The sequence below is a fragment of the Chitinibacter bivalviorum genome (assembly GCF_013403565.1).
Taxonomy (GTDB): domain Bacteria; phylum Pseudomonadota; class Gammaproteobacteria; order Burkholderiales; family Chitinibacteraceae; genus Chitinibacter; species Chitinibacter bivalviorum.
Genome location: NZ_CP058627.1, coordinates 1,827,957 through 1,854,322, shown reverse-complemented (window position 1 = coordinate 1,854,322; position 26,366 = coordinate 1,827,957). Strand labels below are relative to the sequence as shown.

The window sequence follows — 26,366 nt, the reverse complement described above, 5'->3', positions numbered from 1 at the left end:
CAAGCGACTGTCAATGTAACTTGTTGGGACGCAACACAAAAACAACGCTGAAAGTGTTCCTGCACGTAATTTGGGTAAACATTTGTAACTTCTGTCGGTTTACTACATCTTTAAGGCGCGCAGCGTTGCGAGCCGCATTATTGACTATTGAGCACCCGCAAGAATGCGTCGCCATATTTTTCAAGTTTGCGATCGCCCACACCGCTGATCCGAGATAGCTCGTAATGATCGAGCGGCCGCAGGCGCACCATTTCTTTAAGCGTGGCATCACCAAAGACATGGTAAGCAGGGGCTTCTATTTCGTCGGCCAACTGTTTGCGCAATTTGCGCAAAGCCTGCCAGAGTGCCTGATCGGCGGGCGAGCTAAATTCACTGTCTTTATCGCCCCGGTAACTAAATTTCTCAGTCCTTGCGCGCAAGTAGAGCGGCGTTTCGCCCTTTAAGAAGGGGCGCGCTGAGTCGGTCAACTGCAGACCGCCATGCCCTTCGGGAGCGAGTTGCAAGGCACCTTTGGCCAATAGTTGACGAAATACGGCACGCCAGCTGGCTTCGTCAATGTCTTTGCCGATACCAAAAGTGCTGATTTTGTCGTGCAGGTATTCTTTGACCTTGGTGCTACTTTTTCCGCGCAGAACATCCACCAAATGCCCGACGCCAAAGCGATTGCCAGTACGATAAACGCAGGAAAGCGCCTTTTGCGCTGCTTGGCTCATTTCAACCAATTGCGGCGGATTGAGGCAATTGTCGCAATTGCCGCAAGGAACGGTTTGTTCGCCAAAATAGCCCAGCAACACAGTACGGCGGCATTCGGTCGCTTCCACCAAGCCGAGCATGGCGTCGAGCTTGCGGCGTTCGACGTGTTTTTGCTCATCGGGGCTGCCGCCTTGTTCAATCATTTCGGCCAGCAGCATGACATCATTGAGGCCATAGGCGAGCCAAGTATTGGCAGGCAAACCATCGCGTCCTGCTCGGCCCGTTTCTTGATAATAATTTTCGATTGATTTGGGCAAGTCCAGATGCGCGACAAAGCGCACATCGGGTTTATTGATGCCCATGCCAAACGCAATTGTTGCGACCATGACGACGCCTTCTTCGCGCAAAAAGATTTGCTGATGTTTCGCGCGCGTGCTGGCGTCAAGCCCTGCATGATAGGGAAGGGCTTTGATTTCTTTCGTGCGCAGCCAAGCGGCGGTGTCTTCAACTTTTTTGCGCGACAGGCAGTAGACAATGCCAGAGTCGCCTTCGTGTTCGCGGCGTAAAAAAGTGAGTAATTGGTCGCGGGCGGTTTTTTTCTCGACAATGGTGTAGCGCAGATTGGGGCGGTCAAAGCTGGCGACAAATTCGTGGGCGTGTTCTAAATGCAGCCGCTGCTTCATTTCTGCACGGGTTGCATGATCCGCTGTGGCGGTCAGTGCGATACGTGGTACATGGGGAAAATCGTCGGCCAAGACCGAGAGCGCCAAGTATTCGGGTCGAAAATCATGGCCCCATTGCGAGACGCAATGCGCTTCATCAATGGCAAATAAGGAAATATGCGCCTGACGCAAGAGCGATTGGAAGCGCTGCGTCATCAATCGTTCGGGCGCGACGTAGAGCAATTTGAGTTGACCATTGAGCAAGGCCTGCTCAACGTCACGCGCGGCTTGTGCATCCAGGGTCGAGTTCAGAAAAGCGGCCGCAACGCCGACTTCCTTGAGTGCTTCTACCTGATCTTGCATTAAGGCAATGAGCGGAGAAACCACAATGGCACAGCCTGCGCGCACCAAGGCTGGGATCTGATAACACAGCGACTTGCCGCCGCCAGTGGGCATCAGAACGAGTGCATCTTCACCCGCGCAAAGCGCAGTGACGATTTGTTCCTGCATGCCGCGAAAAGCACGGTAGCCAAAAACATGCTCGAGAAAATGCAGGGCTGTGGAGTGAGGTGGTGTATTGGACATAAGCGATCGTATTGTACGCCGCTTCGTCTGGATCGTCGCTGTTCGGGATCGGGGGAAATTACGCGAGTTGTTTCGGGTGGGGTATGGCTGGGTAGGGCTTGGCTGAAAAGGATTTGGAGGTAATACCCGCCTTAATCTTTTTCATCTGGATCAATCGGACCTGCAATCGTTGTGAGCGGATGGAGGTGTTGATCGAGCAAGGATTTCTTTTTTCCCCATTTTGGCCAAGGAATAAACGGCAAACAGGCCAAGACAATCAGGGTGATAATCAAAAATTCCAGCATGAAACGCTCGCGCAGATAACAATTGACCGACAGTATAAAGATTGCTGACGATGTTTGACAAGATCGTATTGGGTCATTCATCAGAAATTCATGCTTGCTAGTAAAGGCTTAGGCCGCGTGATGGCCAAAATTTGCTTTTAAATAAGTATGGTAGAGCGTGTGATGGGGCAAATATTGCCATTGCCGCTAGATTAGCGATTTGAAATGAATCTTTCCGTATTCAAAGACTCTGATCAACTAGAGTGAAAGAGAGCAACCAATGGCATCCGACCCTAACTGTTATGTCGCTTCGTGCTGCAGTATGCACCTTAATTTCGGTGGTTAATCTATGACAAATCGTGCATTAAATATTTTGCGCATCGCAATGCTGAGCTTAATGCTGCTGTCGATCTGCTTATTGCTGTGGCAGCATTTTGGCATGACCCGAGTGCTACGCATTGATGGCCAGCAGGACAGCAAGCTCTTCTCGCCCATTGATGATCGTTCGCTAGGGGGGAAGAGTATTGCGCAGCTTGAGCAGGCTAATCAGGCCACGATTGTAAAGTGCGCGCTGGATGCCACAGCATATCAATGGCCATTTTGCGAGGCGAGTTTGCGGCTGGCGGCGCCTCCTGCTGGGGTCGATTTATCTGAATTCGACACGATGGCGTTAGATGTTCGTCTGGTCTCGCCGGGCAATAAGAAATTGCGCATCTATTTGCGCAACTATGAGCCCGAATTTTCTAATCTAACCGACCCATTGTCATTAAAAGTGAATGAACTTGAGGTCGTGGTGCCTGATGATGGCAAGATTGTGATTCCCCTGCGGTTTTTCCGGGTGGCGACATGGTGGGTTGATGAAAAAAATATCCCATTTCTACTCACCGATATGAAGCTCAATAATGTGCCGCAAGTCGAAATTGCCACACCCGGCCAAGTCGTGAGCGGAAATTATCAAATCGAAATCCGATCAATCGAATTTCGCGGGAAATGGATCAGCCTGATTAATTTGCTGCTCGGCATTGTGATTGCATGGATGCTCTTCGGCTTTATCTGGTTGCTGCTGGAGTTACTAGCGTATCGCGAACGTTTTCATCTCAAGCGGGCACAAATGAGCGAGCTTGAGCAAATAAACCGAGTACTGGAAATCCAAGCCCAAGTCTTGAGCAATAAAGCCCAAATTGATCCGCTCACGGGCGTGCTCAATCGCGAGGGTTTGCGCGATTTTCTGTTGCTGCAATGGCATGACGATTTACCGAGCGAAGCTGGCCTAAGTGTTGTGTTTGTCGATCTGGATTTTTTCAAACGGATTAACGATCAATATGGCCATGCGGTTGGTGATGAGGTGCTCAAACAGTTTGCGCTCTTGGTGGGGCGTGAAATACGACACGCAGATGCTCTCGTGCGCTGGGGGGGCGAGGAGTTTTTGGTGGTGAGCCCGGGCTTGCCTCAGTTAGCGGCGAGTGCTTTGGCGGAGAAAATTCGCGCCATCGTTGAGGCGGCCAGCTGGCCAGAAGGGATGAGGGTAACTTGTTCGTGCGGCGTGGCAACGCGGGTGCCTGGTGAGCAGTTTAGTGCTCTGATCGAGCGCGCCGATCAGGCCCTATATCGAGCCAAAGGCGGTGGCCGAAATCGCGTTGAGTTGGGGTGATGGTGAAGGGTATATCAATGCAGATCTTTTAAATAAAGCATCTCATCAATATACCCTTTAGTTAATTACAAGCCAGCTTCAACCAGCATTTCGCGCGTCAACAGGAATACAAATCCATCGCCCGATTCAGTCGGCAACCAGATAAAGGGCAGCGTTGGGTATTGCTCTTCCAGTACATCGCGGTTGTGACCGATTTCAACGACCAGAACGCCTTGCGGATTGAGGTGCGTCGTCGCTTCAGCCAAGATGCGGCGGGTAATATCCAGACCGTCTTCACCGCTACCCAGCGCCATTTCTGGCTCATGCAGATATTCTGGCGGCAATTCTTCCACGCTGTGCGCATCAACATACGGTGGGTTTGAAATAATCAAATCGTATTTCATATCCGAGACGGCGCTGAATAAATCCGAGTCGAGCAAATCGACGCGATCGCCCAAGCTGTAGTCGAGCACATTGATTTCCGCGACATCGAGCGCGTCCGGTGATAAATCAACCGCATCAATTGCCGCATCTGGGAAGATGTGCGCCATCAAAATGGCCAGGCAACCTGAGCCCGTACACAAGTCGAGCGCATTGTGAATCAGCTCTGGATATTCGATCCAAGGCTCTAGTGCGCCATTCATCATGATCTCGGCGATGAATGAGCGTGGCACAATCACACGCTCATCGACGTAAAACTTAAACTCGCCCAGATAGGCTTCTTTGGTGAGGTATGCCGCAGGTTTGCGCGTGACGACACGTTCTTGCAGCACATTGAGCACTTGCTCTACTTCTTCGGGCAAGAGGCGCGCATCAAAAACAGGTTCAAGGCGATCGATTGGTAATTTCAGCGTGGCCAAAATCAGATAGGCCGCTTCATCCCATGCTTCACTTGTGCCATGGCCATAAAACAGCTCGGCAGCATTGAATCGGCTGACGGCAAAGCGGTGCAGGTCACGCACAGTAGTCAGGTATTCGCGGGCGGTTTCGTACATGGGTTTTCTCCAGTCAGAGTGGGATTTTCGCCAGTTTACGCAAAATTGAGCGCGCTGTGCTTAGTACTTGCAGAGCCAGCGATTTTTCAACTTGGACGTCGTGGCAAGGCGTTGTCGGTTTGTGAGTGCGCCGTGCCTACTTTGGCATGGCTAGAATGAACCTGCGATCAGCGCAATGCCTTGATTCATCGCAAAAACTGCCAATCAACGGCAAAAAGAGCGCTTAGGTCGCCGTACAGCTTCATTCGAGTCGTTTACGGTATTCAGCAAGGCGCGCATGGTGTAAAGTGCCGCTTTAGTTGAAATTGCACATTGGAGTGGTATGGGTATGACATTTGCGACGCTTGGCCTTGCGCCTGAAGTTCAAAAGGCAGTTGCCGAGCAGGGCTATGAAAACCCGACCGCGATCCAGTCGCAAGCCATTCCAGTCATCCTCACCGGGCAAGATGTGTTGGGCGCAGCCCAAACCGGTACCGGTAAAACCGCCGCGTTTACGCTGCCGATTCTGACCAAAATTATCCGTCACGCCAGTACCAGTGTGTCACCCGCGCGCCATCCGATTCGTGTGTTGATCTTGGCGCCAACACGTGAGCTGGTCGATCAGGTTTACGATAATGTGGCGACTTACAGCAAATACACTGGCTTGCGCAGCCACGTGGTGTACGGCGGCGTGGATATCAAGGCGCAGATTCCGGCTTTGCGTAATGGGGTGGAAGTGCTTGTTGCCACGCCAGGCCGTTTGCTTGACCATATTCAACAAAAAAATATCAATTTGTCGCAGGTTGAGATTTTGGTGCTCGACGAAGCCGATCGTATGCTCGATATGGGCTTTATTCTCGATATTCGCGAAATCTTTAAGTTGTGTACCAATCGCAAGCAAACGCTGCTGTTCTCGGCTACGTTTGCGCCGGAAATCGTCAAGCTCAGCAATGAGTTTATGAATAATCCGGTCAAGATCGAAGTCGCGCGCCAAAACTCGGCCAATGAATCGGTGAAGCAAGAGTTGCACCCCGTTGAGTCGGGCCGCAAGCGCGCCTTGCTCGCACACCTGATCCGCATTCATGCGATGACGCAGGTGATCGTATTTTGTCGTACCAAAATTGGTGCGGAGCAGGTTTCACGCGATTTGAAACGCGCAGGCTTTAATTGCGAGGCGATTCACGGCGATCGCGATCAGAAGGCCCGTACTGAAGCGCTGAACAAATTCAAAGCGGGCGAAACGAAAGTATTGGTGGCGACGGATGTTGCTGCGCGGGGTTTGGATGTGACCGATTTACCGTTTGTGGTGAATTTTGAGTTGCCAACCAATCCTGAAGATTACGTGCATCGCATTGGCCGTACAGGTCGCGCGGGTGCAACTGGCATTGCGATTTCGCTGGTCGCGCCCGAAGAAGACAAAGCCTACAACGGCATCAAAGCCTTGCTTAAACGCGATTTGCCATTGATTCCAGTGCCCGGTTTTTCGCCAGGAACGATCCAGATTATCGACGAGCGCGAATCAACGCGTGAACGCATCGGCTCAGATCGTGGCGAGCGCGGCGCTAGCCGTGGTGGTGCTCGCAATGAGCGTGATCGCTTTGGGAAACGTGATTCACATGTTCGCGATGCTGCTGTTCGCGAAGGTGTGCCAACAGGTGATCGTATGCCATCGCGCGCGGCGCGCGATGCGATGGATATTCCGGCGCTGCCCAATGATTTGCCCAAATTGCCAAAGCGCGCACCGCAAATTGCGGCCCTGTTTTTGCCAAAACGCCCTCCGCTCGGGCAAGAATAAGTCCAAAAATTGGGTTTGCGTCGGGATTAAAAAAGGGCCAGCAATTGGCCCTTTTTTTGTGCAAAAAGAAAATACAGTCACTGCCTGATGGCTCTTACCACATATACCCCAGCCCAGCGATCACATACAGTTCCCCGCGATGTTGCACCAATGGGCTATTTCTGATGCTCGAGTCATACAGCTCATAATTGGCAGAAAAAGTGCCTAGCCAGTTTTTATTAAAGCGATACGAGGTAATTAAAGAGAAACCAACATCGACGGTGGTACCCGTATTCCATGCGGGACGCGTGGCAGTTGCTTCGCTTGCCGATACGCCGCCGAAATAATAGTTCGAAAAGTTGGCGCTACGGATGAAAACGCCAGCGCCGGGCATAATGAGCCAATTGTCCCTGCTGATCGGGAAGTCTGCCCACAGCAGTAATTCTTGCCCATTACTGGTGCCGGTGACATCGCTCGCTGCGCGGGTCGATAATACCGCGTAGGGTGTGATGTAGGAGCCGCCCAAACCCGCTTCTAACTCCCATTTACGTTTGTTCATGCCTGCAAATGCGGCATTGTCAGCGGGGTTGAGATTACCCATTCGCACTCGGCCGTAAAGATAAGCTGAAAGCGCGTCTTGGTTATACACGTAGTAGCGCACCCGATCGCCGAGAAACAAAAACTGGCTGCCAAAATACAGAAAGCCAGGAATCGCCATCGTAGTATTGCTTTCGGCTTGATAACGCGACTGTCCATAGAGCCCTACACCGCCGACGATAAAGCCATCGGGTATAGGGCTAGAGGCCGAGTGATTGCTCAATGGTGATACAGCAAGACTGCCCATATCTACTTCGGCATGGCAGGGTATGCTGCTCAATGCGAGTGCTGAAAAGATAAGTTGGGCTATACCCTTGATTGTACTTGTCATGTGGTCGTGGCTCTGCATATGAATGATGCTAATTTCCGATTGTATCAAGCGCAACCTTGGCCGAGTCTCCAGTGTCTATCAGCCCAATGCTGCCGTTGACTGGCGGTGTTGTATTACGCGGCAGCGATCAATCGTACGGCCAAAGGTGTTGCGCCTTCGGCAATTGGAAACAAGCGATCAATATTGGGGTGTTTGCCAGGGTTTAACTCGGCGTCAGCAGTATGCTCGGCGTAAATGCGCAGACCCTTTTGTGCTGCAATATTGCTGATGGCGCCAAATTCTTGAAACAAGGCGTGATACACGCGAACACTGCCAGCTTGGCCGGGTTTGTTTTCAATACGAGCAATGATCTCATCACCATGCAGTAATTCGATGGCGGCTAAATGATCGATGGTTGGCAGCTGGGCCAGTTGTTCAGCGAAATTCATAATCTACCTTGTCAACGGTTTGAATGAGTCAGGCGTTATAACATACAAGCGCGCTATTGCGCTCTAACCCGAGGAAAAGAAAATGCGTCACTCTATCAAAGCACTGTGTATTGCAGGCCTGTTGTCTGCTGCTTCTTTGGCGATGGCAGCGCCTGGGAACGGCCCGGGGCCGGAAGGAATGCCTAAAGGTGATGTGACCCGTGCAGAATTCATGAAACATATGGACGAGCGCTTCAATATGATGGATACCAATAAAGATGGCGTCATCTCTGAAGCTGAGCGCAAAGCGGCGCATGAAAAAATGCGTGAAATGCGCGATCAGCGTCGCGGTGAGCGCGCAAGTATGCCGCGCCCATGTGCTAAGTAATTGCATGAGTCCACACCATAAAAAAAGCGGCTGTAGCCGCTTTTTTTATGCATTGCTGTTGGTTAATTTAAGCTTGAGCCGCTTCGCCCCAGATATTTACCATCGGTAGCTGCCCCGCAATAATCCGGCTATCGAGCAGATTAATCACCGACAAGTCAAAGTCTGCGGTGTTACGCAACACCGGGTGGCTAAGTAAATTATCTTTGGCGTCAAACAGCGCCAAGACCAAGGGCGTGCTATCGAGTTTGCCGCGCTTGACGACGACGGCGGTTTCGCCGTTGAGCAAGTGCACAATACTGCCGGGCGGGTACAGCCCCAGCGTGGACAGAAACAGTTGGGCCAATTTCTGATCCAGACTGCCTGCGCCACTATTCAGTGACGTAAACATGGCCGCATCGGCCAAATGACGGCGACGGTAGCTGCGATTGGCCAGCATCGCGCAATAACGATCGGCTAGCCCCAACAGGCGGGCATCAAAGGTAATTTCTGAGCCTTTGAGTTTGCGTGGATAGCCCGAGCCATCGGGCGCCTCGTGATGTTGCTCGACGCAATCTAGCCATTGAATATCGGATACACCGAGCATGCGCAATTGATCGCGGCCGATCAGTGGGTGCGCTTGCATCTGCGCCCGTTGCTCAGAGGTCAAAGGGCCGTCTTGTTCGGCCAAGATGGCCTCCAAAGCATGCATGCCCAAATTCATGGTCAGCGCCGCCGCCAAGATGGACCCGCGCTCAAGCTCGGTGCGACCCAAATTAATCAGCGATATTTCGGCCACGATGGCCACATCAACGGCATGGCGAATCGGGTAGGGCGTCTCGATTTCGAGCAAAATCGTCGCTAGCGAGACTTCAACGGATTGTTGGCACGCAGATTGTATGAGCTGAACAATATTAGACACCGCCGCGACAAAATTGTCGGCGGCAAGCGGATCAGCCAGCAGCGCCGCTAAATCAATGCGGGCTTGCCGAATGAGCTGTAAAGCGGAAGTGGGCTCAGGTGACATTCAAATGCTGCCGATGGTGCAAACTAGGTTTCACTATATTAGCGTATTCAAATGAAAACAGCGTGAGATTAAGCCCACGCTGTTACAAATTATGCCGATTCGATAAATAAAGTCGAAATGATTATTCGGCCTCATCCATCCACGTCATTTGAATCGCTTCGAGGATTTTTTCCCCACAATGTTTCGGGTCATCGTCAAAGCCTTCTAATGCCAACACCCAGTCGCGCAGATCGGTAAAGCGGATGGTTTTGGGGTCAACATCAGGAAATTTATCGGCCAATTCAATCGCGATATCGCGGGTGTCTGTCCATTTCATTATTGATACTCCTGTCATGTATTGCCATGAAGGCTAATCAATCAAAGGTTTTCAAGCCAATACGCTTAGTGATGTTCGCGTGCGTGATTGATCGTGTATTTAGGCAGCTCAACGACCAAATCCGTGTCAGCCACTTCGGCTTGGCACGATAGGCGTGAGCAAGACTCCAAGCCCCATGCTTTATCAAGTTGATCTTCTTCGAGCTCATCGGCTTCGTTCAGGCTGTTAAAACCTTCGCGCACCAATACATGGCAAGTGGTACAGGCGCAGGATTTTTCACAAGCGTGTTCGATTTCAATGTCATTGGCGAGCAGTGCATCGCAAATGGTCGTACCCGGCTCAACGTCGAGCACTGCACCATCAGGGCACAGCGTCGCGTGCGGCAAAATAACGATTTGAGTCATGGTGGATCAGTCCTTAAAGCTCAGTAATTTTATGGCCAGCCAAACCGCGTTTGACTGCGGCATCCATTCGGCGGCTGGCAAAATCGCCCGTGGTGGCATTTAAATGTTCGGTGGCTGCGATTATGGCATTCGCATCTTGTGCCGCGTTGGCGGCGCGTAGCTTGGCAATCGCGTCGTCAATTTGTGCCCGTTCATTGGCATTAATCAGGTCGCCATCGGTATCGAGCGCAACCAGCACGGCGGCGACAATGCTGTCGGCTTCGACGCGTGCTTCAGCGAGTTTGCGCGCCTGTACGTCGATTTGCGCGTGCGTCATTGATTCGGTCAGCATGCGGCTGATTTCATCGTCTGATAAACCGTACGATGGCTTCACGGCAATGCTCGCTTCAATTCCTGTCGATTGCTCACGCGCAGAAACGGACAGCAAACCATCGGCGTCGACTTGGAACGTCACGCGAATGCGCGCCGCACCCGCCACCATCGGTGGAATGCCGCGCAGCTCGAAGCGCGCCAAGCTGCGGCAATCGCTCACCAACTCGCGCTCGCCTTGCAGCACATGAATCGCCATCGCCGTTTGGCCGTCTTTGAATGTGGTGAATTCTTGCGCGCGTGCAGTCGGGATCGTGCTATTGCGCGGAATGACTTTTTCCACCAAGCCGCCCATCGTTTCCAGACCGAGCGAGAGCGGAATTACATCGAGCAGCAACCATTCGTCGTCGCCCTTATTGCCCGCCAACACATTGGCCTGAATCGCCGCGCCAATCGCCACAACTTTATCGGGGTCTAGGTTGGTGAGTGGCTCTTGGCCGAATAATTCGCGCACCGCTTTGCGGACATGCGGCATGCGCGTTGCACCGCCAACGAGGACGACGCCTTTGATGTCTTCAATCGTTAATTTCGCGTCGCGTAGCGCTTTTTTCACCGGCAGCAACGTTTTGCTGATTTGATGCGCGGTCATTTTGTGGAATTGCTCGGCGGTCAGTTCCAAATCAATCACGGCGCCATCGGACAACACGGCGGTGATGCGCGTGCTATCGCGGTCGGTGAGCGATTCTTTCGCTTCGCGCGCACGCGTTAGCAATAGGCGCTGATCGTTGGCGTTCGGGCCGTGAATATCGGCCTGCTCCAAAATCCAGCAATAAATACGGTGGTCAAAATCGTCGCCACCGAGTTGGCTGTCGCCGCTGGTCGCGCGCACTTCAAACACGCCGCGCGTTAGCTCCAGAATCGACACGTCAAACGTGCCGCCGCCCAGGTCGTAAATCACATACGTGCCTTCGGAGGCATTATCCAGACCATAGGCAATCGCGGCCGCGGTCGGTTCGTTCAGTAGGCGCAAGACATTTAGCCCCGCCAATTTTGCCGCGTCTTTAGTCGCTTGGCGCTGCGCGTCGTCGAAATAGGCGGGCACGGTGATCACGGCGCCAACGAGTTCGCCGCCCAGACTTTCTTCGGCACGTGCTTTCAGGGCTTTCAGGATTTCGCCTGAAACTTCTACCGGGCTTTTCACGCCGGCGCGGGTTACTAGTTTGAGCATGCCCGATTCGCCCGCCGACTGTTCGGCTGACTGATTTGTAGATGGATCGGCGAAGCGATACGGCGTTGCCAGGTCGGCGATGTCGTTAATGCCGCGGCCCATAAAGCGCTTCACCGACACAATGGTGTTGCTGGGATCTTCGTTTTGCTTGGCTTGTGCGCTGCGACCGACTAACAAATCGCCTTCACGACCGTAATGCACGACCGAAGGCAGCAGCTCGCGGCCATCGTGATCGGGCAGGCAAGCGGCGCTGCCACTTTTGACTGTCGCTACCAATGAATTGGTCGTCCCCAAGTCGATCCCCACCGCCAATCGGTGTTGATGAGGTGCGGCTGAAAGGCCGGGTTCGGAGATTTGCAACAAAGCCATTGGCTTAAATCCTAAAATAATCAGTGAAGAATAATTAGGGTATATGCCTGAAATTATTTATCTAAAACGATTTCAGGCATATACCCTGGCTGGGGTGTGCGAGAGCGTTTAATACAAAACCGCTTCTATCGCGTCACCAATTTCCTGATCCAGCTTTTCCATAAAACGTAATTTTCGCACGCTCATCGCTGCATTGACAAAGTCTTGTTGCGCGTCGATTTGTGTGGCGAGTTTATCTTCTAAGGCTTGCATTTCAGCGCGCATTTCGCGCGCTAGATTTTCCAGTGCATCGACATTTTGGCTGGCTTTGGCATCGGCAATACTTTCACGCCATTCCATTTGCGCCATCAAAAAATCCATCGGCATTGCGGTATTGGTTTCTTCCTGCGTATCAACGCCCGCCAATTGCAGCAAATAACGCGCGCGGGGCAGGGCGGATTTCAGCGTTTGGTAGGCTTCGTTGATGTGCGTGGCCGCTTGCAGGCTAGCGAGACGCTCGGCATCGGCGGCAGTCGCAAAGCGATCGGGGTGATACTGCGCAACTTGCTCACGATAATGCGCATCGAGGGTTTTCGTGTCGATGCTGAACGCGGGGGTGAGGCCAAACAGGACAAAATGGGATTGCGCGAAATCTATCATGGGAATAGTGAGCTGGTAGGGTGCAATAAGCTACGCGCATTGCACCGATTTTTAGGACGATGGCGCAATGCGGCTCACGCCTTATTGCCCCCTACGTTGCAAGCCCTTAAACGCCGAAGCTTTCACCACAACCGCATTCGTTTTTCACGTTCGGGTTGTTGAATTTGAAACCTTCGTTCAAGCCTTCCTTGGTGTAATCGAGCTCGGTGCCATCAAGATACGCCAATGATTTGGCATCGGTATAAATCTTGGTGCCAAAGCTCTCGAATACCAGATCGGTTTCGCTTTCAACGTCAACGAATTCGAGCTTGTACGCCATCCCTGAGCAGCCTGAGGTTTTCACCGCTAGACGAATGCCAAGGCCTTTGCCGCGTTTTTTGAGGAAATTGGCAACGTGGTTGGCTGCCGCTTCGCTTAATGTCAGTGCCATGTTTTACTCCAGTAGGGTATTGCGCCGAAAATCAATTGATGAAAGATCTTTGGCGCTATACCCAGGGAATTAATTGCCGTGCTTTTGCTTGTAATCTTCAACCGCCGCTTTGATCGCGTCTTCAGCGAGAATCGAGCAGTGAATTTTAACCGGTGGCAAGGCCAATTCTTCAGCGATTTGGGTGTTTTTGATCGCCAAAGCTTCGTCGAGCGTTTTGCCTTTCACCCACTCAGTCACGAGTGATGATGAAGCAATCGCCGAGCCACAGCCGTAGGTTTTGAATTTTGCATCGGTAATCAAGCCGTCTTCGCCGACTTTAATTTGCAGCTTCATCACGTCGCCACAGGCTGGCGCGCCGACCATGCCAGTACCTACGGTGTCGTCGCCTTTATCAAAAGCGCCAACGTTGCGCGGGTTTTCGTAGTGGTCGAGTACTTGTTCGCTATATGCCATTTCGTGTGCCTCTTCGTAATAAGCCAAAAATCCGCTGTCTGGGTCGCTTCGCCTTGCCGTACTATTTGTACTGTCTGCGGCTGTGCTTCTTGCCAGCGAATTTTTGTATTGTTCTCAAATTTTATCAGTTGCCTGAATCTGATTTAAGCCAAGCAAATTGGCGTGGATCGTGATGCCAGACAAGGCGCGGAGCCGCGCCGTTTACTGCTGTAAACAAGCGGTTTCGCAACGCCGTATGGCGTCACGAGCCGCAGTCAATTTTTAGTGGGCTGCCCATTCGATGGTACTGATATCGATACCTTCTTTGTACATATCCCACAACGGCGACAACGCACGCAGCTTGTCGATCTTGCCTTTGATCAGCTCAATCGCGTAGTCGATTTCGGCTTCCGTGGTAAAGCGGCCAATCGTGAAGCGAATCGAGCTGTGCGCCAATTCGTCCGAACGACCCAAGGCGCGCAATACGTAAGATGGCTCCAGCGAAGCAGAGGTACAGGCCGAGCCTGACGATACCGCCAAGTCTTTCAGCGCCATAATCAGCGATTCGCCTTCAACGTAATTGAAGCTCACGTTCAGATTGTGCGGCACGCGTTGCGCCATATCACCGTTCAAATGCGTTTCTTCGATGGCTTTTAAGCCATTCCACAAACGATCGCGCAACGCGCCGATGCGTTTGTTTTCCTCAACCATATCTTCCCGCGCAATGCGGAATGCTTCGCCCAGACCGACGATCTGGTGCGTCGCCAAAGTGCCAGAGCGGAAACCGCGCTCGTGACCGCCGCCGTGCATTTGCGCTTCTAGACGGATACGTGGTTTGCGGCGAATATACAAAGCGCCAATGCCTTTCGGACCGTACGTTTTGTGGCCAGAGAAGCTCATCAAGTCAACTTTTAAGCTCGACAAATCAAGCGCGATTTTGCCCGTGGCTTGTGCGCTATCCACGTGGAACACGATGCCGCGCTCGCGGCAGATTTCGCCAATCGTCGCGATATCTTGAATCACGCCGATCTCGTTGTTCACTGACATGACAGAGATCAAAATCGTATCTGAACGGATCGCAGCTTTCAGTGCTTCTAGATCGAGCAAACCGTTTTCTTGCACGTCCATGTAGGTGGCTTCAAAGCCTTCGCGCTCCAGTTCACGCACGGTGTCGAGCGTTGCTTTGTGCTCGGTTTTTACCGTGATGATGTGTTTGCCTTTAGTCTGGTAAAAGTGCGCCGCGCCTTTGAGCGCCAGATTGATCGATTCAGTCGCGCCAGAGGTGAAGACGATTTCTTTCGGATCGCAATTGACGAGCTTGGCCACTTCCTCACGGGCTTCTTCCACCGCGGCTTCTGCTTCCCAACCAAATGGGTGCGAACGGCTGGCTGGGTTGCCAAACATTTCGGTGAGGTAAGGAATCATCTTGGCGGCAACGCGCGGATCAACTGGTGTCGTTGCTGAGTAGTCAAGATAGATTGGTTTTTGCTGAGTCATGAGCTTTGCTCCGGATGCAATACGACTAAATTAGGCGATAAATTAATGGGCATTCAAAACGCTAAGGCGCTGGTCTTTCACTACCGTGAGTGTGTCCGCGCAACGTTTGGTTTTCTCTTGCTGTTTCTCGATCAGGCTGGCGAGCGTGACGCCCGATAAAAAGCCATGGATCGTGGTGTTTAGTTCGGTCCATAAATCGTGCGTCATACAGCGCGATTCGTCGCGACAGTTTTCGCGGCCGCCGCATTGGGTGGCATCAATGGGCTCGTCGACCGCTTGGATAATCTCGGCGACGGTGATCTCACAGGCGGCACGCGCCAGACAGTAACCACCGCCGGGGCCGCGCACGCTTTCAACCAATTCACGACGGCGCAGCTTACCGAACAATTGCTCCAGGTAAGACAGCGAAATATGTTGCCGCTCGCTAATGCCCGCTAGCGTGACGGGGCCATTGGCTTGGCGAAGGGCCAAATCCAGCATCGCAGTAACGGCGAAGCGGCCTTTTGTGGTCAAGCGCATGGTGCATCCTTGGTGAAAAGCATAGAGCGAATCGTAAAATAACCTAGTGTTTTAGTCAAGTAAAAACCCGACTAGTTCAGTCAACTATATTCTTGGGGGCTAGGTGGTCTTAATCAACGATTTTATTGAGGTAAGTTGGGTCAAACTTATCGGCTGTTGCCCTTTCTTCGGCGCAGTCAACGCCCAAGGCTTCAAGACGAGCCAGCACCATTTCCAGGCGTTTGTCGGTGGTGACCGAATGATCGAGCAGGCCATGGATCGCTTTCACCATCGGATCGTTCATATCAGCGCCCACGCCGTAAGCAGAAAAACCGAGTTGTTCGGCTTTTTCTTCACGAGCTTGTTCGATTTGCGCCGCCAGTACGCGAGCTGGAATGCCAATTGCAGTGGCGTTTTCTGGTACGTCTTTGACCACAACAGCGTTTGAGCCGACCTTAGCGCCGTCGTGCAGCGTAATTGGCCCAAGTATCTTTGCGCCCGCGCCAATGATGACGCCCTTGCCCAAGGTCGGGTGGCGCTTGCCATGATTCCATGAGGTGCCGCCCAGTGTGACACCATGGTAAAGCGTGCAATCGTCGCCAATTTCGGCCGTTTCACCGATGACAATGCCCATGCCGTGATCGATAAAAACCCGTCGGCCGATAGTGGCTCCGGGGTGTATCTCGATGCCAGTCAAGAAGCGTGAGGCGTGCGAGACTATACGCCCCAATAGTTTCCAGTCACGCTTCCACAATCCATGCGCCACGATGTGCAGGGTTAATGCATGAAAACCTGGATAACAGATCACCACTTCCAGTGTCGAGCGGGCTGCAGGGTCGCGGTCAAAAACCACGCGAATATTTTCACGCAAACGGGCTAGCATGGCGGTGATTTCGGTCTGGCTAGAAAGACTGACTATTTTACTCGGTTTCTGCCCATGCCGAAAGTTTACGGTGGACGTGCTGGTTAGGTGGGTGGGGTATTGCCATAAAAATCAACATTTATAGTGATTTCATGGCAATACTCTACTAGGTAAGGAAGGAAAAACGGCTCGCAAGGCGAGCCGTTGTGATACTAGTGATGAATCGCTTCAATCAAACGCCAATCAAGCTGCCTTCATTTTGCGACGGCGCGCGGCGATTAATGCAACTAAACCCATACCCATTAAGGCATAGGTCTCTGGCTCTGGCACAGGCGCAACATTGACTGCGACGTTATCAAGGAATGCCGCAGTATCGCCCGCATGGAGTGGGTTTACCCCGATAAAGGCCAGTGTGTGGCTACCTGCATTTACATTGTTAACCGTAAAGCTAAAGCTGCCCCACGTATCCCAGCCCAAACTGTTTTTTGGAGTAAAGCTGGCGTATTTTTGATTATCAAACAGCACGTCAATCGTTTGCGCTCCGCCATTATTCCATGCGCTACGCTGCGCCAAATCGAAGCTGAAGCTCAAGTTAGCCGCATTCGTATTATTGAAAGTCTGGCTAATTGAAGCTGTATTTTGCAAGAAGGCAAAATAATTGCCGCTCTGGGTGATACCACCCCACGCCGTGCTATTAGCGGAAACTCCTGCGCCATTGGCAAAACTCCAGCCGGTGGCGACAACTTGGGGAGCATATAAATACCCGCCGCTAACGTTGTTGTTTTCAAAGCTGGCGTTGCTAAAGGAGGCCTGCGCAAAGCTTGCTGCTACTAAAGTGCTTAGCAAAACTGCTAGTTTGATCAGTTTCATTTCTATTCCTAGTTTTTTTCTTAAGCCGAGAGTCAGATTTTGCCACGGGTATGGCGCAAAGTCTGTGTTCTAGGTCTAAGTGTTGCATATGGTTCTAGAAGGCAGCGGTGCTTAGATGATGCCGAAATACCCGCCCCAAGCTTGCAGCACAATTTGCTTTTTATTCACCGCGCCGCCCATCAAACCGTGCCCATCCATGGCGGTGATTTTTTCCCAGCCTTTGGGGGGGTCGATTTTTTGTGGCTTGTCGCTGAGGTTAAAGGCGATCAGTACTTTGTTTTTGTCATCGACGCGCTCAAACAGCAATAAAGGCTCGGGGGCGGGGAGGAATTGAATTTCGCCTTTGACGATGATGGCCTGCTTGCGGCGCCAAGCCAAAAAACGCCGTGTGAAATTCAAGATTGATTCGCGAGGTTTTTCCTGCGTGTCGGCGCTGGCCAAGACGTGTTCGGCGGGAATGGGGAGCCAAGGTGTGCCGCTGGAAAAGCCCGCATTGGGTTTGCCCGCTTCCCACGGCATCGGCGTGCGGCAGCCGTCGCGCCCTTTGAATTCGGGCCAGAAGGCTTTGCCGTAGGGGTCTTGCAATAACTCAAACGGAATATCGGCTTCGATCAGGCCGAGTTCGTCGCCTTGGTACATGCAAAATGAGCCGCGCAAGCTGCCTTGCAGTGCGATCATCAGCTTGGCAAATTGAGCGCCGCCTGCATTTTTCCCCCAGCGCGTTGCAACGCGCGGTACGTCGTGATTGCCGATGGACCAACACATCCAGCCTGGTTTATCGAGCTGAGCAAATTTCTGCTCCATCGTTTCGACTTGCTGACGGATGTGTGCGGCGGTAAAGGTTTCAGTGAGCAAATCAAAGCTATAGGCCTGATGAAATTTATCGCCACCTTCGGTGTACTCGGCCATGCGGCTCGGTGAATCATCGTCGCCAATTTCGCCCACGCTGGCGGCGCCATATTTATCGAGCAACTTGCGCAGTTTTTTCAAAAATTTAATATTTTCTGGCTGCGATTTATCGTATTTGTGTTGCTGCATGCCGTAAGGATTGGTCGCCGCAACGCTGGTGGTGTCGGCAACGAGGGCGGCTGGATTGTTGCGCAGTTTTTTATCATGAAAATGGAAAATGCAGGCGTCAAAGCGAAAGCCATCCACGCCACGTTTAAGCCAAAATTCCACCTCGCCCAAAATGGCTTTTTGCACTTCTTTATGATGGAAGTTCAAGTCGGGCTGGCTGGTGAGGAAATTGTGCAAATAATATTGGCAGCGGCGACTATCCCATTGCCACGCGCTGCCGCCAAAGACCGATAGCCAATTATTCGGAGGCGTGCCATCGGGCTGGGGGTCGGCCCAGACGTACCAGTCTGCTTTTGGGTTAGTGCGTGAGCTGCGACTTTCTTTAAACCAGGCGTGTTCTTCTGAGGTGTGAGACAAAACTTGGTCAATGATGATTTTGAGCTTGGCCTTGTGTGCGGCTTTGAGCAGAACATCGAAGTCAGCTAGCGTGCCAAACAGGGGGTCGACATCGCGATAGTCGCTAACGTCGTAGCCAAAGTCGGCCATCGGTGATTTGAAGAAAGGCGAAATCCATATCGCATCGATGTTTAGGTCGGCCAGATAGGGCATTTTGCTGATGATGCCGGGTAAATCGCCCACACCATCGCCATTGCTATCTTGAAAACTTCTGGGGTAAACCTGATAAATCACCGCGCCACGCCACCAGTCAGGGTTCTTTTTTGCCATGGCCAATATCCTTGCAGAATTTGTGTGTAGTTTTACGGAATTATGCGGGTTTTTCCGTACTTTGCTTGCGTCATCGTAAGCCGAGCGCATAAGATTCTTGTGCAGTGCAAACTAGTTAGCTTTGACTATAAATAATAATTGCGCAAGAAAACAAATCTTACCTCGAGGCATGAATGATTCCTGTCGATTCTGCACAAATCGCCGCCGTATGTGCTGGCCTGCACGCTGATCCATTTTCTTTTTTAGGTATGCATCTTTGCGATGGTGCTTTGCAAGTTCGAGCTTGGCTACCCAATGCTAGTGAATGCAGCTTGATTGAAAGTAAAACCGGCAAAAAACTCGCTCAGCTAGAGCGCATTGATGATCGTGGTTTTTTTAGCGTAGTGGTGCCGCGGCGGAAGAATCACTTTGCGTATCGCTTGCAGGTGACTTGGCGTGGCGAAACGGTGGATATCGAAGATCCTTATCGTTTTCCGCCGGTGTTGGGGGATATGGATTTATGGTTGCTCGGAGAAGGCAATCAGCTGCGTCCGTACGAGCGCCTCGGTACACATTTTCGCACTATGGATGGCGTCGATGGCGTGGCTTTTGCCGTCTGGGCGCCGAATGCGCGCCGTGTTTCGGTAGTGGGCGATTTTAATTACTGGGATGGTCGCCGCCATGTGATGCGTTTGCGCCGTGAATGTGGCGTGTGGGAAATCTTCCTGCCGAACGTCCAGGAAGGGCAGGGTTATAAATACGAAATCATCGATCAACATGGCGCGTTGCAAATTAAAGCCGACCCATATGGTTTTTCGGCTGAAATGCGGCCCGCAACTGCGTCGCGTGTCGCACGCCTGCCTGCTTGGGTTGAAGGCACGCAAACGCGTAAAGCCGCCAATGCTCTGAATGCGCCCGTTTCGATTTATGAAGTACATCTGGCTTCGTGGCGCCGTCGCCCCGAAGAAGGTAATCGCTGGTTGAGCTACCGCGAGCTGGCGGTCGAGCTGATCGATTATGTGAAATATATGGGCTTTACCCATATCGAATTATTACCAGTGAACGAGCATCCATTTGATGGTTCGTGGGGGTATCAGCCGCTAGGTCTTTATGCGCCGACATCTCGATTTGGTACCCCTGATGATTTTCGTCATTTAGTATTGACCGCACATGAAAACGGCATCGGTGTCATCCTCGATTGGGTGCCTGGTCATTTTCCGACCGATAGCCATGGCCTCGCGCAATTTGATGGCTCGCATCTGTATGAGCATAGCGATCCACGCGAAGGTTTTCATCAGGACTGGAACACGCTGATTTACAACTTTGGACGCAATGAAGTACGCAATTACCTAATTGGCAATGCGCTGTATTGGATTGAGCGTTACGGTATTGATGGTCTGCGCGTCGATGCTGTGGCCTCGATGTTGTATCGCGATTATTCGCGTAAAGACGGCGAATGGATTCCGAATCAATTTGGCGGGCGCGAAAATCTGGAAGCCATTGATTTTATGCGCCGGATGAATGAAGTCGTTGGTGTTGAGCGGCCTGAAGCGATTACGCTGGCCGAAGAGTCAACTGCGTTTCCATCGGTGTCACGCCCACCGGCGATGGGCGGGCTGGGATTTCATTACAAATGGAATATGGGCTGGATGAACGACACGCTGCGCTATATGCAGCAAGACCCGGTGCATCGCAAATATCATCATCATTTGCTGACGTTTGGCTTGGTGTACGCATTTAGTGAGAATTTTGTACTACCAATTTCGCACGATGAAGTGGTGCATGGCAAAGGCTCGATGCTGGCCAAGATGCCCGGCGATTGCTGGCAGCAATTTGCTAATTTGCGCGCTTACTACGCCTATATGTGGGCGCATCCGGGCAAGAAATTGCTGTTTATGGGGTGCGAATTTGCGCAAGGCCGCGAGTGGAATCACGATACTAGCCTCGATTGGCATTTAGTCGATGATCCTGATAATGGCTGGCACCGTGGCGTGCAACATCTGGTGCGCGATTTGAATCAGGTGTATCGCGATTCGCCTGCGCTCTATCAAATTGACTTCGATCATCGCGGTTTTGAGTGGATTAGCCATGATGACGCCGATAATTCGATTTTCAGCTTTATCCGCAAGGGTGAAGACGAGAATGAATTTATCGTGGTCGTGAGTAATTTCACCCCTGTACCACGCCACGGCTATCGCCTCGGTGTGCCTCGGGCCGGTGTATATCGTGAAATTCTCAATACAGATTCTGAATATTATGGCGGCAGCAATACCGGTAATTTGAAGTTACCTACCGAATGTATTGCTGCTCACGCTAGACCAGAGTCAGTTTGCATGACAATACCCCCATTAGCGACAGTGTATCTGCGCTGGAGTAAAGATTAATGCTAGAGGCTGGCACTCCTTATCCGCTCGGTGCAACCTTTGATGGCGACGGGGTTAATTTCGCGCTGTTTAGCGAGCACGCCAGCAAGGTCGAGCTGTGCTTGTTTGATGCGAATGGCATTAACGAAACGGCGCGGCTGGCTTTGCCCGAATGTGCGCATGGGGTGTGGCATGGTTATTTACCCGATGCCAAACCGGGGCAGGTGTATGGCTATCGGGTGCATGGCGAATATCTGCCGCAGCGTGGTCATCGTTTTAATGCCAATAAATTGCTACTCGATCCATATGCCAAGGCGGTATTGGGTCGCTATGTGATCGATGATGTTAGCCTAGGGTATAGCTCGCTAGATCATAATCAGCCTGATGCGCAAGATAATACCCATGTGGCACAAAAGGCAGTCGTGGTTTCCGAGCCTTTTGATTGGGGCGCCGATGCCGCGCCAAAAACACCATGGGCACAAACGGTCATTTATGAAGCGCATGTCCGCGGCTTGACACAACTACACCCCGATATTCCGGCGGAAATTCGCGGCAGCTATGCGGCTTTGGTTCACCCCGTGATGCTGGCGCATTACAAGAAGTTGGGCATTAGCGCGATCGAGTTATTGCCCGTGCATTTGCATGCCGATGAGCCGCGTTTGCAAAAGCTCGGATTGCAAAATTACTGGGGCTACAACACGCAAAGTTTTTTTGCGCCGGAATCAACATATTGGTCAGGTCGGGTCGGCACTACGCCCTTGTCTGAATTTCGCGAGATGGTCAAAGCGCTGCACGGCGCGGGCATTGAGGTGATTTTGGATGTGGTGTTTAACCACACTGCCGAGACCGATGAACTCGGTCCGACCTTGTCATTTCGTGGTATCGACAATGCCAGTTACTACGTTCTAAATCCACAACACCCCGATCAATACGAGAATTGGACTGGCTGCGGCAATGTATTGAATATCAGCCATCCTCGCGTATTGCAGCTGGTGATGGATAGCCTGCGCTATTGGGTGAATGAATGTCACGTCGACGGTTTCCGTTTTGATCTGGCGCCGATTTTGGGACGCTTGGATGGCAAATATACGACGTTTGCGCCGTTTTTCTCCGCCATTGCGCAAGACCCGCAATTATCGAGTGTGAAATTGATCGCCGAGCCGTGGGATATTGGCGCTGGCGGTTATCAACTGGGGCATTTCCCTGTTGGTTGGGTCGAGTGGAACGACCAATACCGCGACGTAATGCGCAAATTTTGGTTGCACGATGGTGTGACGCGCGCGATGTTTGCGCGCCGCTTTGCCGCCTCAAGTGATACCTTTCATAAAGGTCACCGTCGCCCCGAAGCGAGTTTGAATTTCATCACCGCACACGATGGTTTTAATCTGCGCGATTTGGTGTCGTACAACCACAAACACAATCACGCCAATAAAGAACACAACCGCGATGGCCATGGCCACAACCTGAGCTGGAATTGCGGCTTGGAAGGCCCGTCGACGGATGAAGGCGTGAATTTACTGCGGCTCCGTGCCAGCAAGGCTTTGCTCGCCACCGTATTGTTAAGCCAAGGCACGCCGATGTTGCTGGCGGGCGATGAGCTGGGGCACAGCCAGCAAGGCAATAACAACTCCTATTGCCAAAACAATGAAATAACTTGGCTCAATTGGCAAAACGCCAATTCAGAATTGACCAACTATATCGCCGAATTGATCGCCATTCGACGCGAGTGTCATGCATTAAGCATAAATGATTGGTGGACCAGCCAGCCCGATGCGGCGGGCATCACCGATGTGGTTTGGCTTAATCCATCCGCTAGCCCAATGCAGCCCCACGACTGGGATGACCATGGTGGGCGCGCGATGATGGTGTTGTTGTCGAATCAATTTCTCGTGCTAATTAATGCGTCTGCGCATCAGGTGCATTTTCACTTGCCACCATTGTCTGTGGGCGAATGGACGATGCGCTTGGCGAGTACGGGTGATACCCAATCGGATTTTTCTGGTCGCGACTGCCGAGTGGCGGCGCGCAGTATTACGATTTTGCAATTAAAAACAAACTAAAGAATAGATTGAAGAGGGTAGGTAATGAGTATCACAACAGTTTCAACTCAAGCATTTGCTGGTCAACGCCCAGGTACTTCGGGTTTGCGCAAGAAGGTGACGGTATTTCAGCAGGCCGGTTATCTGGAAAACTTTGTGCAGGCCATTTTTGATGTGGTGCCCGAGCTCAAAGGCGGCACGCTGGTGCTGGGCGGCGATGGCCGTTATCACAATCGCGCCGCAGTACAGACCATCCTGAAAATGGCGGCTGCCAATGGCGTGGCCAAAGTCTTGGTCGGTCAAGGCGCTTTGTTATCGACGCCTGCGGTGAGTTGTGTGATTCGCAAGCACGGCGCTGTGGGTGGCATTGTACTGTCTGCCTCGCATAATCCAGGCGGCCCCGATGGCGATTTCGGGATTAAATACAACGTAACCAACGGCGGCCCAGCGCCAGAGAAAATCACTGAGGCGATCTACACTCGTACAACGAATATTACTGAATACCATGCGTATCTTGCTGAAGATATTGATATTGAATCTCTAGGTGAATATACCCTTGGTGGTATGCAGGTGGTAGTGATTGACCCAGTGAGTGATTACGCCGAGTTGATGGAAAGCTTGTTTGACTTTGCCGCCATTCGCGCTTGGTTTGCCTCGGGCAAGCGGATGCGTTTTGATGCGATGTGCGCCGCCTCAGGCCCTTATGCCACCCGTATTATCGAAGGCCTGCTTGGCGCGCCCAAAGGCACGGTTGTAAATGGCGTTCCGCTGGAAGACTTTGGCGGCCTGCATCCCGACCCCAATCCGGTGTATGCCGAAGATTTGGTAAGCCACTTGTTTGCCGCTGATTCGCCCGATTTTGGCGCGGCCAGCGATGGGGATGCCGATCGCAATATGATTTTGGGCCGCAACTTTATTGTGACTCCGTCAGATAGTTTGGCGGTAATGGCCGCCAATGCGACCTTGATCAAAGGCTATGCCGCTGGTATCGCGGGTGTTGCGCGCTCGATGCCAACGTCGTGTGCGGTCGATGCCGTAGCGAAAAAATTGGGTTTGCCGTGTTTTGAGACGCCAACGGGTTGGAAGTTTTTTGGTAATTTGCTCGATGCGGGCAAAGTAACTTTGTGCGGTGAAGAAAGCTACGGCACCGGTTCTGGCCATGTGCGCGAAAAAGACGGTGTTTGGGCTGTGCTGTTCTGGCTCAATTTGCTCGCCGTGACTGGCAAGTCGGTTGAAGAGATCGTGACTGCACATTGGCAAACGTACGGTCGTCATTTCTACTCTCGCCACGATTATGAAGCGCTCGACACCGATGCCGCGAATGGTTTGATGGCGCACTTGCGGGCGCAGTTGCCGACCTTGGCTGGTCAGTCATTCAATGGTTTGAGTCAGCAATGGGCTGTCGCCTTGGCTGATGATTTTGCTTATGACGATTCGGTGGATGGTTCACGCAGCGAAAAGCAAGGTATCCGCATTATTTTCACTGATGGCAGCCGTATTGTATTTCGCCTGTCGGGGACAGGTACGGAAGGCGCGACCTTGCGTGTTTATCTAGAAAAATATGAGGCCGATACCAGCCAACATGCCATCCCGACGCAAACTGCATTGGCTGATTTAATTGTGATCGCTGGGCAAGTGGCACAAATTACTGAGCGCAGCGGCCGTGAGCAACCAACGGTTGTGACCTAATTTCGACCAACAATAACTCAACTCTAATAATGCGCAAGGCCGAGCACGGCTCAAAATCAGGAGAGGAATCATGGAAGTTCAGTTAATTGACAAAGCAACCTTAGCCCGCCAACTACCAAACCGTGCTGTGGCCTTGGTGTTGGCCGGTGGGCGGGGTTCACGGCTCAAAGCACTCACCGATCATCGTGCCAAGCCGGGTGTGTATTTCGGCGGCAAATTTCGGATTATTGATTTTGCCTTGTCCAATTGCATTAACTCAGGCATTCGCCGCATCGGCGTGATTACGCAATATAAATCGCATTCCTTAATGCGCCATTTGCAACGCGGTTGGTCGTTTTTGCGTAATGAAATGAATGAGTTTGTTGATGTGCTGCCAGCGCAGCAGCGTGTTGACGAAGAGCACTGGTATCGCGGTACCGCAGATGCAATTTATCAAAATCTGGATATTTTGCGCACCTACCGCTCAGACTATGTCGTGATTCTGGCGGGCGATCATATTTATAAAATGGATTACTCGCGCATGCTGGTCGATCATGTCCTGCTGGGCGCAGAAGTCACCGTCGCTTGTATCGAAGTGCCACGGGTTGAAGCGAGTGCTTTTGGCGTCATGGCCATTAGCGAAGACCGTAAAATTACCGCTTTTGTTGAAAAACCCGATAATCCACCCGCGATGCCGGGGAATGACGCTGTGTCGCTGGCGTCGATGGGTATTTATATTTTCAATACGGCCTATCTGGAACGTTTGCTGGAAGAAGACATCAAGCTCGAAGGCTCGACGCATGATTTTGGTAAAGACCTGATTCCAAAAGCAGTATCTGAAGGTAAAGCATTTGCGCATCCATTTGGCCTGTCTTGCGTACTCGAAGATCAAAATGCAGCCCCTTACTGGCGTGATGTTGGCACAGTTGATGCGTACTGGGCTGCCAATCTGGATTTGGCATCCGTTACGCCAGAGCTCGATGTCTATGACAAAAACTGGCCCATCTGGACGCTACAAGAGCAATTGCCACCCGCTAAGTTTGTGCAAGACCGCAACGGCAGCCACGGGATGACGCTCAATTCGCTGGTGTCAGGGGGATGTATTGTTTCTGGCTCACTAGTGATTAACTCTGTTCTATTCTCACAAGTTCGCGTGCATTCATTTTGCACGATTGATTCAGCGGTGATCTTGCCCGAAGTCGTGATTGGGCGTGGTTCGCGTTTACGCCGTTGCGTGATTGATCGCGGCTGCGAAATCCCTGAAAACCTAATCGTTGGGGAAAATGCCGAAGAAGATGCGCGCCGTTTCTATCGCTCGGAAGGTGGCGTGACGTTGATTACCAAAGATATGTTGGCGAAATTGAAATAATTGCACCTTGCCATCAGTCGGTCATTTTCTCTATCAATAATGAG

23 protein-coding genes and 1 pseudogene are annotated in these 26,366 nt (G+C 51.9%); 7 read left to right on the top strand and 17 right to left on the bottom strand.

Annotation, left to right across the window (positions count from 1 at the left end):
* Positions 1–137: 137 nt before the first annotated feature.
* Both recQ and HQ393_RS08705 read right to left on the bottom strand, forming a co-directional pair.
* Entirely contained in the window at positions 138–1,940 is a 1,803-nt protein-coding gene (gene recQ / locus HQ393_RS08710) for a DNA helicase RecQ (RefSeq protein ID WP_179354837.1), read from the bottom strand.
* A 131-nt stretch (positions 1,941–2,071) separates the two neighbouring features.
* A complete protein-coding gene (locus HQ393_RS08705; protein WP_179354836.1) occupies positions 2,072–2,224 on the bottom strand; it encodes a hypothetical protein in 153 nt (50 codons plus the stop codon).
* A 328-nt stretch (positions 2,225–2,552) separates the two neighbouring features.
* Here HQ393_RS08705 and HQ393_RS08700 point away from each other — a divergent pair, with 328 nt between their 5' ends.
* Positions 2,553–3,854 (top strand): GGDEF domain-containing protein, encoded by a 1,302-nt coding sequence (locus HQ393_RS08700; protein ID WP_179354835.1) that lies wholly within the window; start codon positions 2,553–2,555, stop codon positions 3,852–3,854.
* A 65-nt stretch (positions 3,855–3,919) separates the two neighbouring features.
* Here HQ393_RS08700 and prmB read toward each other — a convergent pair whose 3' ends face one another.
* Positions 3,920–4,828: a 50S ribosomal protein L3 N(5)-glutamine methyltransferase gene (gene prmB / locus HQ393_RS08695; protein WP_179354834.1), complete on the bottom strand. Its 909-nt coding sequence runs from the start codon at positions 4,826–4,828 to the stop codon at positions 3,920–3,922.
* A 322-nt stretch (positions 4,829–5,150) separates the two neighbouring features.
* On the opposite strand from prmB, the gene HQ393_RS08690 reads away from it, so the two are divergent.
* Entirely contained in the window at positions 5,151–6,602 is a 1,452-nt protein-coding gene (locus HQ393_RS08690) for a DEAD/DEAH box helicase (RefSeq protein WP_246307866.1), read from the top strand.
* 94 nt (positions 6,603–6,696) lie between these two features.
* Here the strand turns inward: HQ393_RS08690 and HQ393_RS08685 are convergent, their stop codons facing one another.
* Positions 6,697–7,458: a MipA/OmpV family protein gene (locus HQ393_RS08685; RefSeq protein WP_218871103.1), complete on the bottom strand. Its 762-nt coding sequence runs from the start codon at positions 7,456–7,458 to the stop codon at positions 6,697–6,699.
* Positions 7,459–7,622: 164 nt separating this feature from the next.
* Positions 7,623–7,937, bottom strand: a complete 315-nt coding sequence (locus HQ393_RS08680; protein WP_179354832.1) for a DUF2322 family protein — start codon at positions 7,935–7,937, stop codon at positions 7,623–7,625.
* An 82-nt stretch (positions 7,938–8,019) separates the two neighbouring features.
* Here HQ393_RS08680 and HQ393_RS08675 point away from each other — a divergent pair, with 82 nt between their 5' ends.
* On the top strand, positions 8,020–8,304 hold the full coding sequence (locus HQ393_RS08675) for an EF-hand domain-containing protein (protein ID WP_179354831.1): 285 nt from the start codon (positions 8,020–8,022) through the stop codon (positions 8,302–8,304).
* Between the two features lie 67 nt (positions 8,305–8,371).
* Here HQ393_RS08675 and HQ393_RS08670 read toward each other — a convergent pair whose 3' ends face one another.
* The 12 genes from HQ393_RS08670 to HQ393_RS08615 form a co-directional block, all read right to left on the bottom strand.
* A complete protein-coding gene (locus HQ393_RS08670; RefSeq protein WP_179354830.1) occupies positions 8,372–9,307 on the bottom strand; it encodes an HD-GYP domain-containing protein in 936 nt (311 codons plus the stop codon).
* A 121-nt stretch (positions 9,308–9,428) separates the two neighbouring features.
* Positions 9,429–9,623 carry a Fe-S cluster assembly protein IscX gene (gene iscX, locus HQ393_RS08665; RefSeq protein ID WP_179354829.1) on the bottom strand — a complete coding sequence of 65 codons (195 nt, stop codon included), beginning with the start codon at positions 9,621–9,623 and terminating at the stop codon, positions 9,429–9,431.
* 65 nt (positions 9,624–9,688) lie between these two features.
* Positions 9,689–10,027 (bottom strand): ISC system 2Fe-2S type ferredoxin, encoded by a 339-nt coding sequence (fdx, locus tag HQ393_RS08660; protein ID WP_179354828.1) that lies wholly within the window; start codon positions 10,025–10,027, stop codon positions 9,689–9,691.
* Positions 10,028–10,040: 13 nt separating this feature from the next.
* Positions 10,041–11,933 carry a Fe-S protein assembly chaperone HscA gene (gene hscA / locus HQ393_RS08655; RefSeq protein WP_179354827.1) on the bottom strand — a complete coding sequence of 631 codons (1,893 nt, stop codon included), beginning with the start codon at positions 11,931–11,933 and terminating at the stop codon, positions 10,041–10,043.
* Between the two features lie 108 nt (positions 11,934–12,041).
* Positions 12,042–12,572, bottom strand: a complete 531-nt coding sequence (gene hscB, locus HQ393_RS08650; protein ID WP_179354826.1) for a Fe-S protein assembly co-chaperone HscB — start codon at positions 12,570–12,572, stop codon at positions 12,042–12,044.
* Positions 12,573–12,678: 106 nt separating this feature from the next.
* Positions 12,679–13,002 (bottom strand): iron-sulfur cluster assembly protein IscA, encoded by a 324-nt coding sequence (iscA, locus tag HQ393_RS08645; protein ID WP_179354825.1) that lies wholly within the window; start codon positions 13,000–13,002, stop codon positions 12,679–12,681.
* A gap of 69 nt (positions 13,003–13,071) precedes the next feature.
* Positions 13,072–13,455, bottom strand: a complete 384-nt coding sequence (iscU, locus tag HQ393_RS08640) for a Fe-S cluster assembly scaffold IscU (protein WP_157669733.1) — start codon at positions 13,453–13,455, stop codon at positions 13,072–13,074.
* Positions 13,456–13,716: 261 nt separating this feature from the next.
* Positions 13,717–14,931, bottom strand: a complete 1,215-nt coding sequence (locus HQ393_RS08635) for an IscS subfamily cysteine desulfurase (RefSeq protein ID WP_179354824.1) — start codon at positions 14,929–14,931, stop codon at positions 13,717–13,719.
* Positions 14,932–14,973: 42 nt separating this feature from the next.
* On the bottom strand, positions 14,974–15,450 hold the full coding sequence (gene iscR, locus HQ393_RS08630) for a Fe-S cluster assembly transcriptional regulator IscR (protein ID WP_179354823.1): 477 nt from the start codon (positions 15,448–15,450) through the stop codon (positions 14,974–14,976).
* Positions 15,451–15,559: 109 nt separating this feature from the next.
* Positions 15,560–16,312 (bottom strand): serine O-acetyltransferase, encoded by a 753-nt coding sequence (cysE, locus tag HQ393_RS08625; protein WP_179354822.1) that lies wholly within the window; start codon positions 16,310–16,312, stop codon positions 15,560–15,562.
* A gap of 222 nt (positions 16,313–16,534) precedes the next feature.
* Positions 16,535–17,161, bottom strand: a complete 627-nt coding sequence (locus HQ393_RS08620; protein ID WP_179354821.1) for a PEP-CTERM sorting domain-containing protein — start codon at positions 17,159–17,161, stop codon at positions 16,535–16,537.
* Between the two features lie 111 nt (positions 17,162–17,272).
* Complete coding sequence (locus HQ393_RS08615; RefSeq protein ID WP_179354820.1) at positions 17,273–18,904, bottom strand: alpha-glucosidase; 1,632 nt, start codon at positions 18,902–18,904, stop codon at positions 17,273–17,275.
* Positions 18,905–19,086: 182 nt separating this feature from the next.
* On the opposite strand from HQ393_RS08615, the pseudogene glgB reads away from it, so the two are divergent.
* The 4 genes and pseudogenes from glgB to glgC all read left to right on the top strand — a co-directional run.
* Positions 19,087–21,267 (top strand): annotated as a pseudogene (gene glgB / locus HQ393_RS08610) (1,4-alpha-glucan branching protein GlgB); the annotation flags it as partial.
* The gene (gene glgX / locus HQ393_RS08605; protein WP_179354818.1) at positions 21,267–23,306 is read left to right on the top strand and encodes a glycogen debranching protein GlgX; all 2,040 of its coding nucleotides are present in this window, start codon (positions 21,267–21,269) and stop codon (positions 23,304–23,306) included. The pseudogene glgB and the gene glgX, both read left to right, overlap by 1 nt.
* Before the next feature lie 24 nt (positions 23,307–23,330).
* A complete protein-coding gene (locus tag HQ393_RS08600; RefSeq protein WP_179354817.1) occupies positions 23,331–24,974 on the top strand; it encodes an alpha-D-glucose phosphate-specific phosphoglucomutase in 1,644 nt (547 codons plus the stop codon).
* Positions 24,975–25,044: 70 nt separating this feature from the next.
* On the top strand, positions 25,045–26,322 hold the full coding sequence (gene glgC, locus HQ393_RS08595) for a glucose-1-phosphate adenylyltransferase (protein WP_179354816.1): 1,278 nt from the start codon (positions 25,045–25,047) through the stop codon (positions 26,320–26,322).
* Positions 26,323–26,366: the final 44 nt, after the last annotated feature.